Below are 14,526 nucleotides of genomic sequence, written 5' to 3' on the forward strand. Positions count from 1 at the left end.
CTTTGGTTAGAAGTCTGCCTTTTTCGACAGACGGGTTAAAAAATATACGCAGAGAAATATAGTAATTTGCAATCGCTGCGCCAACGCCGGTTTAATCTTTTAGGCAGCGGACCGAGCCGCCCAATCTTTTAGATGTTTCATAGGCGGCCTGCTCTTCGTCTTCATCGGAATAGATGCTGATTTCGACTACGTATGCGAGCGTTGCGTCTATTTCATCGGCAGTCCAAAATTGCGTACGATAGCCAGCCATGAATTTTCCATAAAATCCTTGTTGTCCCAGCCAGCTGGAGTCGGGCGGGTCTGCAACCTTGTATCCGACGTCAATTAAGTCAAATCCGTAATAGTCTAGATTTGGAGCGTTATCATTAGTTGTATAAGGCTCCCATGTCTCGGGATCTGGTATAGTTCTGATTAGGTCGGCAGCGATGGCGGGGCCTCCAAGGGCGTCTATGAGTGTTCTCCATTCCTTTTGCTTTGGCAGGTGCCAGCCTTCAGGGCAAATACCTCTTACCTTTTCGGACAAATTGCATTTGACTCCATAACCGCATCCCTTGGCGTTGTCGCTGTATCGACCGGTACTGTCTACGGCTTCGCCCCAGAAATAAATGTAGCCGTATTTTTCTTTCTCGCATTCGAAACAAGTGCCGCCAACAGAATCCAGATTGAGGTTCTCTGCCATCCAGGTTTGCGAACCTATTGTGGTTGTTGCGTATTCTTGCCCGTCGCGTTTGTCAATGAATGTGCCGAGAACCGTTCTTGAGGGGTCTGTAAAATCCGGTGTCGTGGTATCGGCGCTGCTTTCTTTTAAGGAGCCCTTGATGCAGCGAACCGAATACGCCACATCCTTGTTGTTTTTAGAGTGGAAAAATCTGCTGCTGTAGTCGGTAATAAACCAATGGCTTGCTTGCTCTTTGTCTTGTTCAGAAGAACTCCAGAAAAATGCAAAATGATCTGTTTTCTTTATCTGGTCGTTGTTCCGGAAACCGGATGGGACTATCGAGAAACCGTAAATATCACTGTTTTTGATATAGCCAGGCCATTTGTCTGCAGCTTTTAGGATGCCTGCGGCACCGGATGCGCCACCGATAGTTTCAAAAAGTTTGTTCCAGTCGGCATCGCTTGGCAAATAGTATCCGTCGGGGCAGGCTTCCTTGGCCGCATTCCATGTGTAAAGACGCGAGTTGGATTCACAATTGTCTTCGGGACAATACGATTTTTCTGTGTCGAAGTTTAAGTTCTCGGCCATCCAGGTCTGTTCGCCTATCTTGACGGTCTTGTATTTTTTATTGTCGCGCGAATCGGTTATTGTTCCGGTTTCTAGTTTGTCTGCATCCTTGATGCAACGAATAGCAATTCTGTCATAATCAGAGGATGAACATAGCTTGTATAAACCGTTCTGATAATAAACCGCTTTCCATTTAGATTGACAGGCTGTATCTCCCAAATCATCTATATGCTTGGAACTTGACCAAAAATATGTACGTGTTCCAAAATAAGAATCTTCTACGGGAAGCATGTTGAAACCGAATAAATCCTTTCCAGGATGTTCGTGTTCGATTTTCCATTTTGATTTTGATTTCAACACGGTTCCGGCTTCGTCCTGTGAATATATCTCGACAAAATCAATCAGTTGCTGCCATTCGTCGTCGCTTGGCAAGTGCCATCCGTCAGGGCAGATGTCGTTCATGATTTTACGGCTGTATAGCCTACCGTATTTTTGACAATTCTCTAATTTTTCCCGATCAAATTCGGTGATAAATTCGATATATGCATCAAAATCTCCGCCAATCAAGCTCTCGTAGGGAACATGTTCTATATCATCGGGGCAATGGTTCTTTAGAGAGTCTTTTTTAAAAAATTGACTGTATCTATCGCAGTTGGCTACCCCGTAGGGGCATTCTCCTAAGGAATCGTATATATTTTCAATCACAAGTGAACCACGAGGCATGTAATCCTTGTACCTCATGTTTTCCGCCATCCAGGTCTGTGTCCCGATGGTCACGGTTTTATACTGCTCGTTGTCGCGCTTGTCGGTGAAGGAGCCGTATTTGATATCCTCGTTGAACGTGTCGTTCTTGCCGGACTTGCCCGAATCCGAGGTGCTGGAGTCCGAGTCGTCCCTGAATTCGACGCTTGAACTGCTGTCGTCGGTGCATGCGGCTACTGTTAGGAGGGTGAAGGCGATGACGAGGGGATGTATTAGTTTGAACGGAATCATGGTGTAAATATATAAAATCCCGCCAAAGGTCTTATGATTGATACTTTGTAAAGAATCTTTTTTTAATCTTTCACGCAACGGATTGGACGGGCATCGTCCTTGTCGGCGGTAGTTGTTGAATTACTGCTGTATGTGAAGTAAATGTAATAACCGTAATTTGATGAACTCTGGTCTGCTGTCCAGAACTCTGCACGGGCTCCTACATTGCTGAACGAACCATTGCTATAAGGATTGCTTCCGTAAGCCTTAAGATCAAATCCGTAATCGTCTGTGGCATTATCAGAGGTTGTCCATGTGGTAGTGGCTCTGAGAGCATATACGGCGTTGGAGTATTCTGTTTGCACGAATGAAATTAAGGTATTCCATTCTGCTCTTGTGGGAATGTGCCAACCTGCAGGACATAATCCCTGAATGGGGGTCGAATAAGAACAACTGGCTCCGTATCCACAAGAAGATCTTGTCTTATTCAGTGCCGCATTCCAGCGATAATATCTGCCTCTTTCTGTGCAAGGCGATGTGGATAGGACGGGATTAGATCCTGCATAGCACCAGCTTTGTCCTGATTCTACTGTAGGTACAAAGTTCAGGTTTTCTGCCATCCAGGTTTGAGTGCCGATTGTGACGTAGGTGTATTTTTGACCATCTCTAGAGTCTGTAAATGTAGCGCGAACCCATTCCTTTTCTGTACAGGAAACCGTGTATGCTTTAATCGTGAGTTCCTCGCCTTCTCGATTTGTGGTGCATGCGCCATAATTTTTTTCGAATTCATCCTTAGCTTCGCGCCATGCAGATTCATCGCTATCCCAAACATAAATGATGGTGGTATTTATGTTTCCTGCCTTGAATTCGCCTTCGGTACCGTCGGCCCAGCCATAAGTGTCGCACATGGTTGTTGCTGTAGCTTGCCAGGAATCCACGCTGTAGATGTAACAGTTTCTTGTATTCACGGATCCTATTTTCAGTTCGCCGTCCGTACCAGCTTCCCATCCATAGGTATCTATTTCAAGATCAGTGGATAAAGTCCATGTCCTGCTATGGCATGTGTAATAGGTGGAACCGTAGGTCTTTAAGACCCCTTCGATTGTCTGGGTGCATGCGCCCAAGTCGGATTCCTGAGTTGATGCCGACGCTCTCCACGCGGATTCGTCACTATCCCAGACATAGTAGTATGTGGTATTCACGGATCCCATTTTCACATCGCCATCAACACCGTCTTCCCATTGGTAGGTGTCTACTTCGACGGTCTTGGCTTCTCGCCATGCGCTGTCGGCTACATAGTAGTAGTAATAATCAGGGTTGACGGAACCAGTCTTGATTTCACCTGGGGTTCCTGCTTCCCATTGGTAAGTGTTGTATTCCAAGGCGGTAGCATCATCAATACCGGATTCTCTACAGATCTTGTAAAGATTGCTTAGAGTGTCCAGCAGAATCATGCCTATCTTAGTTGAATCGCATTTCTGGAACAAGGTCTGCAAGGGGTCATAGCTCCATGTGCCATTATAAACGTAGAATGAATCTGTTGCGCTACCTTTTTTAACGGCTCCCATTTCATCATTCTTCCAGCCATAGGTATCCTTTTCGTAGGTGGTTGCGGAATCCCAGGCGGAACCATAGCGACAAATGAAGTAACGGTCCTTGTTAGAACTGTTGGGATTCTGATTCTTCATGACTTCGGCGTTACGGGTAGAGGTGCATTTTCCGATGCCATAGGCGTTCTGCCAGAAGTCATTCATACTGTTATCGAAATATGCGATTTCCGCAATGTTCCAGCTGGACACCGAAGCGCGAACAATGTTCTTGTCAAAACTATAGGCCCAGTCGGCCATGGCGATTTTCTGCGCAGAATCTTGCCAGAGGCCATCTTCGGCAATGTCCTGCCTAAAATGACTGATTTCTTCTGCGGTAAGAGAATCGCTCAGATCCCTGAGGAACAGCAGCGAGATTGTCATCAGTACGCCGTTGTTGTTGGCTGTGCTGAACAGGTCAAGATCTTCGGCGTTGGTAATCTTGGTGGGGAACCCGAATGCGTTCATGATTTCCTGCTGTGCCTGTTTTTTTGCAGCAGCTAAAGAATATCCCATCCGATAAAGTTTTAATACGCGGTCATATTCCAGGTGGGTGAGGATATTGATGTTCGCTTTGGTACGTCCAACCTTTTTCTGGTCGCCTGCAGAAATTTCTACAAGGGACTGTAATGTCATATAAGTTGTCGTCCATGTGCCGGTGACTTCATTGTAATATCGGCCGGATGCTTCCATGGACACGATGCCGTTTTCAAGAGTTACGGCGGGTATCACGAAGTCACCCTTGTTGCCAGAAACTTCGTCGGTATAGGAACGGGTTGTCTTTGAAAGGGAATCGCCGTAAAGTTCCGTGAGATTGATTACGCTATGGAACATGAAGGGGCCCTTCTGGGCGACGCCAGTAATGGTACCGTTTGTCAGGGCATAAGGTTCTGTGCGGTCAAGAACCCATTGTTCATCTTTACAGACATAGGTGTATCCACTGGTGACGGTGTATACGCGGTTTCCTTCCCATTCATCAAAGCAGTATTTGAGTTCCTTGAACGACAGGACGGATTTCATTTTTGCCGTATCCGCAATGACTGCGGAATCCTTTAAATAAATAGTGTCATGATTCAACACCAGGACACCAATGATGGAATCCACAAAAACCGTGTCGATACGATACAGCGTATCAAGAATTTTTAACGTGTCAATATTGAATACGGAATCATTGACATACACGGTGTCATATATAAATGCATTCCCATTTTGTTCAGTTGCACTAGATGTTGAGTCATCGCCACATCCGTAAATGAACAAAGCTGCCCAAAGGCTGAAAGCAAAGAAAATCGTATAAATCTTTCTATTCAACATAATTTATCCTTTTTCTCGCCTTTAGGTTAATCCTTGATACAGCGGATATTTCTGGCATCATCCTTGTCTGAGGATTCTATTGTGTAGTTATTGTATTTGAATGAAATTTGATAGCTGTTGCTTGTGGATATCTGATCTGCAGTCCAGAATTCTGCATGGGTTCCCACATTGCTGAACGAAGTATTTCCATATGGATTACTTCCGTATGCTTTAATGCTAAATCCATAAATATCGGTGGCGTAGCTGGAGTTTGTCCATGTGGTTGTGGAGTTTAATGCAAAAACGGCATTGGAATATTCATTCATCACAAAATTAATGAGAGTATACCATTCTTCTAATGTGGGAATATGCCAACCTACAGGACATGATCCCTGAATGGGGTTTGAATAAGTGCAACTAACTCCATATCCACAAGAAGATCTTGTCTTATTTAGTGCGGCATTCCAGCGGTAATATCGACCTCTTTCGGAGCAAGGAGATGTTGATTGAACAGGGCCCAATCCTTCATAACACCAACTTTGGTCTGATTCAGCTGTAGGCACGAAATTCAAATTCTCAGCCATCCAGGTTTGAGTTCCAATCTTGGCCGTCTTATAAATCTGGCCGTCACGAGTGTCAAGTACGTATGCGCCATCAACATCATATTGGACAAAGCCTTCTTCCGTACAAATATACAGGGTTTCAGTGGAGTCTTCCACAACTTTGCCAATTGAGGACTCATCACAAATCTGGAACAAGGTTTGCATGTAGTCATATGTCCAATTGTTGCCTAATCCGCAAACATAGACTGAATCGGTAACATTACCTTTCTTGATGTCTCCGGTTTTGCAGGAATTCCATTTATAAGTGTCTTTTTCAATGGTGGTTGCCTCGCGCCAGTTGGTGCCATTGCAGATATAGTACTGTTCAGTGGAACTTGCCGCTACAGACTTGTTGTGAAGAATGATGTTTTTTCTGTAGGAGTTGCATTGGCCCAGGCCATACTTATTTGACCAGAACTGATTCAGATAATTTGTATATGAAGAGATTCCCGCAATATTCCAACTGCTTAGGTTTACGGATATATTGACGGATTTAACGTCGACGTAAAATCTGTAGGCCCAGTCGGCCATATCCTTCTTCAATGTAGAATCGTTCCAGACACCATTGATCGCCAGGTCATTGCGGAAGGATTCAATGTTTGCCAAAGCGGTTGAATCGTCAAGATTTCTCAGGAACAGTAACGAAACCGCCATCAGCAGGCCATCACCTTCTTTCTCGCCATACAAGTTCAGGTCTTCGGCGTGTTCTACGGTAGTTCCCAGTCCTAGTGCATTCATGATTTCCTGCTGAGCTTGCTTCTTGGCGGCATCAACGCTGTAGCCCTTCATATACAGTCTTTTTACGCGGGGGTACTCCAGGTGGGTCAGCAGATTCACGTTGACACTGTCGCGGCTGATAGTTGAATCCTTGTGGCTCAACTTGGAAATTGCCTGGAGCGTCACCTTCTGTAAACTCCACTTTCCGGTAACTTCGTTAAGGAATGTTCCTTCGGCTTCTACTTCTACAATGGGATTTTGCAGGGTGACCTTGGGAATCACGAATTCCCCCATATTACCAGAAATATTGTCGCTGAAACTATTACTCGTCTTTTTAAGGGAATCCAGGGTTAATTCGGTAATGGTTACGTTAGACTGGTAGGCGAGAGGCCCCTTCTGGGCCATGCCTGTAACTGCCGCATTATTCAAGGTGTAGTCTACATAGACAGACCAGGAACCATCTTTACAAATGTATGTCTTTCCCTTGGGGATGTTTACCCTAAAGTTTTCCCATTCCTTTGCGCAGGAATCCAGGCTTACCAGTTTTTCAAATTCCTTGGCGGCAGAGGAATCTACCAGGTAAGTTATGCTATCTAGATAGATGGTATCGTTGTGAGTGACAATGACTGCCCTAATTGAATCCAACTTTACCGTGTCGACATTGTCGATGGAATCGTTGAGGATGTAGAATTGTCTCAGGGAGTCAGTAGTATACACGGTATCGTGGTGAATACCAATTGCATCTTCGATATTTTTGTCAGCAGCACTAATTTCAATTGTACTACAGTTCGTAAAGCACAAAGCCGTCAAAAAAACTAAAAAGGGAAAAATTAAATGCTTTATCATAAAATTCTCCATTCACACTTGATTAAGATATTTTTTTTTAACAAAAAAGGTAGGGACGTTAACCTTTTTTGTGTTAAACTGTGCTTTAAATCGCAAAAAACGTGATGCCGAAGCACCACGTTTTTCTGAAATCTTCTAAACCGATAGAGAAATCTTATTTGAATTGAGCCGTCAAGGTCATACCTGCGCTAGGTTCAACCAGGCGAGGATTCTCAGTAGATCCGTCAGACCATCCCGTGAATACGCCTCCCGATACGGCCACGGCGGTAAGCTTCAGCGGGTTTCCTGCCAGGAATTTGCCCTGGTAAGTGGTGCTGGGGAGGGCCATTTCATCGACATAGATCTTGCCGTTACCGCTTGCAGACAGGGTTACAGAAACTACACCGGAAAGGCCGAAGTAGTTGGCCAGTTCCTGGCGGGTGGTTTCGGTGCGGTTCTGTGCGAATCGCAGCAAATCGCTGCCGGAGGGGGCCCAGGTAAAGCTGCTCTGGTTACGGGGCCAGCGCTGTTCGTCGCGGGACTGTTCGCTACTGGGAATGGTGGCCAGCATATTCTGTACGGCGGCCTGGACCTTTTCGTAAGTCAGGTAGCTGTTCAGCAAGATGCAGGACTGGTTAATGAACAGACGCTTGAAATCGGGGTTGGCCAGGAGTTTCTTTAGCATGTTGCCCAGTGTGGTGGTGGAGCCCATGCCCCAGCCGCCCATACCGCCGCCGAAGCCGCCGATACCACCTATGCCGCCCTGGTTGCCACCCTGGTTGCCTCCATTGTTGTTATCCATGGTTGCGCTTCCCAGAACCCACTGGAACATATTTTGGCTTTCGGTATCGAAGCCGGTAATACCCGGGCTAAAGCCGTAACCATGGTCCACGTCGAAGATCATGGCCTTGAAGGGCTGGCCATTGGCGGGGCTACCCCAGAAACGGATGTTGTTGTTGGGCCAGTCGCCGTTGTGGATATACATTTCGGCAATCATATACTGGGCGAAACTGCTTATGTTCAGTTTCTTCTTGACTTCTTCGTACTGCTGGTTGTTTTCGCCTTCGAAGTTGCCACTGGTAATCGTATTTACCAGCTGTGCGAATTCATTAGCCGAGGCTCCGTTGGTACCGCTGGGGCACCAACCATTCTGATAGCCTTCGTCGCCGTTGCTGCAGTTCTTGACAACGTTGATGCTCTTGCTGTCGACACCGTAGTTGGTTTCGGCAAAACTGCGGTTCAGGCGTTCGCGCATGTCGTGGATGCCGAAGTATTCGCCGTTGTAGAATACCACCACCTGGCGGCTACGCTGGTAGTCCACTTCGGTACCTTCCATGAGGCTTACCAGCATGGGGTCGCCAAAGTAGTCTGTCCAGAAGCGGTTACCGTTGTTGCGGAGGTTGAATGCCTTGAACTTCTTGGCTTCGGGGCGGGTCTTGAACAGGGAATACTTTAAGGTCTTGTCGCCATAGTTGTCATTATCCATCTTGATGGCGACGCTCTTCTTGGGCTTATAGCGGCTGTAGTTTCCGATAATAGAGATGCCGGCATCAAATTCCCAGTTCTTGGTCTTGGTGGAACTTCCGTTTTCGAAGAATTCTACATGGACAGGGAGTTCTGTATCCTTCCAGAAATTGGCCTGCTTACAGGGTTCGCTGCACTTGGGATTGTTGTTGTCGGTGGCACCGAAACCGCCTATATCCCACATGCCGCCGCCCTGGTTGTTGGTCAGGGGGCCTGTAGCATAAAGGCCATCGGTGGAGTCGAACATGTCGTGGTGATTCACCGTCAGGGCGACCACAGGCATGGTCACATTTTCGTTAATAAAATATGTTTGCGTTGTTGTATCTGCGGCTTGCCCATTTACAAATTCAGAGCAGCGGATCACGGTGTTTTCGGTAATCGGCTTGGCTGCTGTAATGCTTTCGGAATTCTGGGTGGGGAAGGAGCCATCGAAGGTACACTTGATCTGGCCTCCCTTTTGGGGGGTAGGCGGATCGATGGTCAAACTGGTATAGAAACCTGCCGGCGGCAAGAAGCTCTCCTTGGGAGCGTGGTTGTCGTCATATTCCTTGAGGGCGCTGGAAGAAGGTTCCGTAATGACGCCTGCGCTGCTGGTAGGTACAGGATTATTGGGGTCCACCGGGGTGGGTTCCGTGGAACCGTTGGAATTGGGGGAGGGATTGTTCGGGTCCACGACACCGGCGCTGCTGAGGGGGGCAGGATTGTTTGGGTCGACAGGGGAAACATCTCCGCTTGCGCTAGAAATGATATTGCCGTTTTCGTCGTAAATAGGTTCGCTAGATTCGCTGGAATTGATCAGCTCTCCGGTGGTGCTATCATCAGCGCCGGTTGAACTGTCGTCGGAACAGGCTGTTGTTCCAAGAGCTGTACCCAAAATTAAAGATCCTGCCAGGGCATAACGTGCCATTACAGACATACGGACGATTTTCTTATTCACAAAACACCTCAAAGTGAAACTAAATCAATCCAAAACCACACACTACCAAGCCTCAAATTAACTAAAGATTCCCATATAAGTACAATTATAAGGTTTTCTTTACATTCTTTGGGCATAAAAAAAAGGATGGCATGACCGAAGTCACGCCATCTAGAAACTAAAAGTTCCGTTATTTTGCCTTTAGAGCGGGCTAGTACGTTTGACGATTACTTGGACTTGCCCAGCATCTTGTAGGCGAAACCGCCGATGCAGCCGCCGAGAATGGGGGCTACCCAGAAGAGCCACAGCTGCTTGATAGCTGCACCGCCAACAAATACGGCCATTGCAGTGGAACGGGCCGGGTTCACGGAGGTGTTGGTTACGGGGATAGAAATCAGGTGGATCAGGGTGAGGCAGAGGCCGATGGCGATGGGGGCGAAGCCTGCGGGAGCGCGGCTATCGGTTGCGCCCATGATCACGAACAGGAAGATGCCTGTGAGGACCATTTCGACGATAAATGCGGTGCCCATGCCAGTGGCCTTGCCACCGAAGGCGTTCACGCCGTTTACCAGGGAATCGGACCAGCCGTTAGTGGCGAAGGCACCGATGCCTGCGTTAGTCAGGTTGGGGCATGCCACCAGCAGAAGGATACCTGCTGCGACGATACCGCCCAAAATCTGTGCGACGATGTAAGCCGGAGCTTCCTTGGCAGAGAAACGGCCGCCCATGACAAGGCCCAGGGTAACTGCAGGGTTCAGGTGGCAACCGGAAATATGGCCAATGGCATAGGCCATGGTCAGAACGGTAAGACCGAAGGCGAGAGAAACGCCAACGTAACCGATGCCGGTTGTGGGGACGCCGCAAGCGAGGACTGCGGAGCCGCAGCCGCCCAAGACCAGCCAGAAAGTACCGATTGCTTCTGCAATTGCACGAGAAAACAGTTTCATGTTACATCTCCATATTTTGCCCCCGTGGGGTTAGGATGGGGGTGGGGGCAGTGTTTTTTGGTTGTTTTCTAAAATACAAATTGTGTATATCGCTGGCTAGTGACTAGTATCACCTCTCCAAAATATTACATAAATATTATATTTGGCACCACTAGGAGTATTGTATGGAAACGAACGAACAGAAAGCGACTATCAATTTGGCAGGTCTGCTTCCCCAGAGGGCTGGGGATACCATCACATTGATAGAAGCCATTGGTATTCTCTGGTCTAAGAAGTTTTTTATTGCAGCCTTTATGGTTGTTGGCGCACTGATTGGCTGTCTGGTCATGAACTGGATTCGTCCCGAATTTACAAGCGACGCCATGCTGCAGATTGATATTCGCGGAAACAAGGCTACCCGAGCCATGGGCGAAATGGGTGCCCTGTTGGATATGACTAGCCCCGCCGACGCCGAAATCGAACTGGTTAAGAGCCGTAGCGTGCTTGCCTATGTGGTTGAAGAGGAGCATCTGCGCTTTAATGCCATTCCGGTAGGCAAGATGGATCGCCTGCTCCATCGCGAAGGTCGCATGGACATCGACGAACTGGATATTCCAGAAATTGCCCGCCGTGACCGCTGGACTGCCACGGTGACGGGCGCTAATTCCTATGCCGTCATTACTCCCGAAGGGGCAAAACTTGTAGAAGCTGAAGTCGGCGAAACTGTTCGCGCTCCCTATGCCGGTGATACGTTGGTGATGCGTGTGCGCCTGATTCGCGCAGCCGTCGGTCAGGAATTTGTACTACAGCAACTTAAGCCGCTGGCCGCCATTCGTAGCCTAGCCCGAAAGTTATCTGTTAGCGAAAAGGGGAAGCAGACCGGTATTCTGGCCGTTTCCCTTAAACATCGCTATGCTGATCGTTCTGCAACAATCCTGAATGCCATTGCAAATACCTACGTGCGCCACAATGTAGAAAAGCGTAGTGCCGAAGCCGAAAAGACTTTGGAATTCCTAGAAAAACAGTTACCCGGTGTTAAGGCCAAGTTGGACACCGCCGAAAAGATCCTGGCCGATTACCGCCATAAGATTGGTTCTGTGGACATGACTGGTGAAACTCAGGTTCATTTGCAGAAAGAAGTGGACTTGCAGAAGCAGTTGCTGAAGCTGCAGCAGGAATATCAGGAAGCTACTCGCTTGTTCAAAGATGAACACCCGGCAGTGCGTACCATTGCTAAGCAGCAGGACAAGTTGAAGGGCGAACTTTCTAAGTTGAAGGCTAGCGCAGCTAAGATGCCCTTGACTCAGCAAGAAGTGATGCGCCTGCAGGAAGATGTGCAGGTGAACAATGCTATTTATAATACCATGCTCAACAACATCCAGCAACTTCGCGTGGTTCGTGCCGGCGAAGTGGGTAACGTACGCGTGGTGGACTATGCCATGGTGGAAGATCGCCCCAGCAAACCCAAGAAGTTGAACATCCTTATCTGCTGCGTTGCCGCATCCTTCATGGTTGCGGTGTTGCTGGTGTTCCTTATGCGTATGCTCCACAACGGCGTCCGTAGTACAACTGAGGTGGAAAAGGCTACGAGTATCAGTGTTTTCGCAAAGATTCCTGAACGTCATGGTAAGGTCATGAAGGCACGTCGTCGCAATTTGGTTCCCTTGGTTGTTTCTCAACCTGAAGATCCGGCAAGCGAAGCCTTCCGCAGTTTGCTTACCTCTGTGGATTTTACGGTTCCGTCTCAGACCCATCCTGTAATCATGGTGTCTGGTCTTATTCCTGGTGTAGGTAAGAGTTTTGTTTCTTCTAACTTGGCTGCACTACACGCTACGTCTGGCAAGCGCACTTTGCTGATTGATGCGGATATGCGTCGAGGCGTGCATCGTAGCAGTAGTAAAATGGGTCTGGCTGAAGTGCTGGGAGGTTTGTGTGAATTTGGAGTTGCAGTTGCAACCTCTGATATTGAAAACTTGTTTGTTATCTCTGCTGGACACACGAAGCTGTCGCCCAGTGAACTATTGCGTGGTGAAAGCTTTAGGAGCATGCTTGATGAGGCCCGCAAACAATTCGATGTAATTATTGTGGATACCCCACCCATGAGCATGGTGACCGATGCCGAATTGATTTACCCTGCTGCCGATTTCAGCCTGTTTGTTCTGCATTATGGAAAGCATAGCATGGATGAAATTTCCGAGGCGATGACCAAGATGAATCGCTTTGGAGAAAAGCCAAAGGCCTTTGTGATGAACCACTGCGAACGTGAAACCGGCCGTTATGGATACGGTTATGGTTATGGATACTATGGGTATTACTCCAAGAAAAAGTAAGGATGATTCCGAGACCCGTGGCGTTTTTGCTTTCTTGGGTGCGGTTGCTGTAGCCTTTGCCTTGCTTGGTTTGTTGGCAAATACCGCTTTTGCTGCATCTCCTGTACACGGAACCGAACATAACCGTAACCTTCGTGGGCTGGATTATATGCCCATGTTGTTGGAATACCATAGGCATACCATAGGGGAGGGTAGACAGTTCTTTGCATACCCTGCCCGCGATACCACCTTCCGCACACACTTCAATGAAACGGAAGCCCGCGCCATGGCAAGCATTGCGGATACTATCGGCGATGTGTTCGTTGGCGGTCCCCACGTTTATGCAGTTGCCGTTTCTCCTATACTTGGAATTGACTTTCGCGGAGGCGAAGCCCTAGACGATACTATTTGGCCTGGTGTTGATGCTGGTCTTTACATTCGAGGCTTTGCCGATTCCCTGGATTTTGACCTTGATGCCCGTATGTATTCTGAAGCGCACAGTGCAGGAGTCAATAAGGGCGCCAAACGTAAACCCAAGAGTTATGATGGGGAAGTCTTTGATGTTCAAAGTGAAAATAGCAATGACGGCGGAGCCGATTACGTTAGCTATTCCCGTTATCGCGCCCACCTTGGTTTGAACTATGCTTTTGCCAGGCTGGAACTTGCCCGAGATGTAATGCACTGGGGGCCCGGTTATTACAATAATTTGTCTTTAAACCAGTTTGCGCTCCCTTATAACATGATTTCCCTGGATTTTAAGTTTGGTCCCCTCCATGTACTAAGCGCCTACGCAGACCTCCGTGTCAACAGCTGGAGTTACAGCAAGGATAACCTGAATGATCGTAATCTGTATGCACACCGTTACGAACTTAACTTGTTCAAAAACGACTTGGTGGTTGGCATAAGCGAATTGCAAATCCTGTACAACGAAAATAAACCTTGGCTCTTTGTTCCCGTGGTACCCCTGTTTATCGAAAAGGGCAATTACACCGAGCGAGTGAATAACGGCGCTCTATCTATGGATTTGAATTATCGTCTATTCAATACGGCTCGAATCTATGGTGAATTCTTCTTGGATGACCTGGAGTCTCCCATGGCCGTATACGAAAACAAGTACAGCAATAACCGTTGGGCTGCCATGGCGGGTATGCAAGTGTCCCATGACTTTTATCTTAAGGAAAAAAAGATTGAAGCCGGAACTATCGCAGAAATTGCCCGTGTAGAACCATACACCTATGGTCATTATGATACAGCTATGGCCCAGATGGCTCACCTGGGAATGCCTCTAGGAAATCCCAATGGACCGAATAGCTTGAGTATCGACTGGGCCATATATGGTAGAATGACTTTAGATAAGTCTGCGACGACTCGCAGTATATTTATGAGTTACCGTAGTCAGTGGCTCTGGAAGGGTGATGATTACGGCAGCAGCATTGATGACCCCTACAAATGGGCAGAAAAGCACTTTATACATGGTGCAAAAATGCACTACAATGGCACCGTCGCCCTTGATTTTAGGGGCGTGTATGTTGGATTCATGGGGGAATACACCTTTGGAAGCGACCCTGCAGTAAATGTGCGCACCACACTCATGTGGTAGTTTCTATATTTTACGAATCCTGGAGCATGGG

7 protein-coding genes are annotated in these 14,526 nt (G+C 47.6%); 2 read left to right on the forward strand and 5 right to left on the reverse strand.

Annotation, left to right across the window (positions count from 1 at the left end; all coding sequences use genetic code 11):
- Positions 1–91: 91 nt before the first annotated feature.
- The 5 genes from MMG03_RS06785 to aqpZ all read right to left on the reverse strand — a co-directional run bounded on the left by MMG03_RS06785 (position 92) and on the right by aqpZ (position 10,607).
- Positions 92–2,218, reverse strand: coding sequence for an FISUMP domain-containing protein (locus tag MMG03_RS06785; RefSeq protein WP_146741837.1), 2,127 nt, complete (start codon positions 2,216–2,218; stop codon positions 92–94).
- Between the two features lie 62 nt (positions 2,219–2,280).
- Positions 2,281–5,097 carry an FISUMP domain-containing protein gene (locus MMG03_RS06790; protein WP_249505941.1) on the reverse strand — a complete coding sequence of 939 codons (2,817 nt, stop codon included), beginning with the start codon at positions 5,095–5,097 and terminating at the stop codon, positions 2,281–2,283.
- A gap of 26 nt (positions 5,098–5,123) precedes the next feature.
- Positions 5,124–7,196 (reverse strand): FISUMP domain-containing protein, encoded by a 2,073-nt coding sequence (locus tag MMG03_RS06795; protein ID WP_249505942.1) that lies wholly within the window; start codon positions 7,194–7,196, stop codon positions 5,124–5,126.
- 199 nt (positions 7,197–7,395) lie between these two features.
- Positions 7,396–9,681 carry a CotH kinase family protein gene (locus MMG03_RS06800; protein WP_249505943.1) on the reverse strand — a complete coding sequence of 762 codons (2,286 nt, stop codon included), beginning with the start codon at positions 9,679–9,681 and terminating at the stop codon, positions 7,396–7,398.
- 206 nt (positions 9,682–9,887) lie between these two features.
- On the reverse strand, positions 9,888–10,607 hold the full coding sequence (aqpZ, locus tag MMG03_RS06805; RefSeq protein ID WP_073160886.1) for an aquaporin Z: 720 nt from the start codon (positions 10,605–10,607) through the stop codon (positions 9,888–9,890).
- A gap of 164 nt (positions 10,608–10,771) precedes the next feature.
- Between aqpZ and MMG03_RS06810 the strand changes: the two genes are divergently transcribed.
- A complete protein-coding gene (locus MMG03_RS06810; RefSeq protein WP_249505944.1) occupies positions 10,772–12,916 on the forward strand; it encodes a polysaccharide biosynthesis tyrosine autokinase in 2,145 nt (714 codons plus the stop codon).
- Positions 12,876–14,495 (forward strand): hypothetical protein, encoded by a 1,620-nt coding sequence (locus MMG03_RS06815; RefSeq protein WP_249269348.1) that lies wholly within the window; start codon positions 12,876–12,878, stop codon positions 14,493–14,495. The genes MMG03_RS06810 and MMG03_RS06815 overlap by 41 nt, the downstream gene beginning before the upstream one ends.
- Positions 14,496–14,526: the final 31 nt, after the last annotated feature.

Origin of the sequence: Fibrobacter sp. HC4, from assembly GCF_023373925.1 — a bacterium.
GTDB lineage: Bacteria > Fibrobacterota > Fibrobacteria > Fibrobacterales > Fibrobacteraceae > Fibrobacter.

What these genes read in the sequence shown, in the direction of transcription:
- aqpZ (WP_073160886.1), bottom strand. Translation starts at nt 10,607, where the DNA reads ATGAAACTGTTTTCTCGTGCAATTGCAGAAGCAATCGGTACTTTCTGG.
- MMG03_RS06790 (WP_249505941.1), bottom strand. Translation starts at nt 5,097, where the DNA reads ATGTTGAATAGAAAGATTTATACGATTTTCTTTGCTTTCAGCCTTTGG.
- MMG03_RS06785 (WP_146741837.1), bottom strand. Translation starts at nt 2,218, where the DNA reads ATGATTCCGTTCAAACTAATACATCCCCTCGTCATCGCCTTCACCCTC.
- MMG03_RS06810 (WP_249505944.1), top strand. Translation starts at nt 10,772, where the DNA reads ATGGAAACGAACGAACAGAAAGCGACTATCAATTTGGCAGGTCTGCTT.
- MMG03_RS06815 (WP_249269348.1), top strand. Translation starts at nt 12,876, where the DNA reads ATGGTTATGGATACTATGGGTATTACTCCAAGAAAAAGTAAGGATGAT.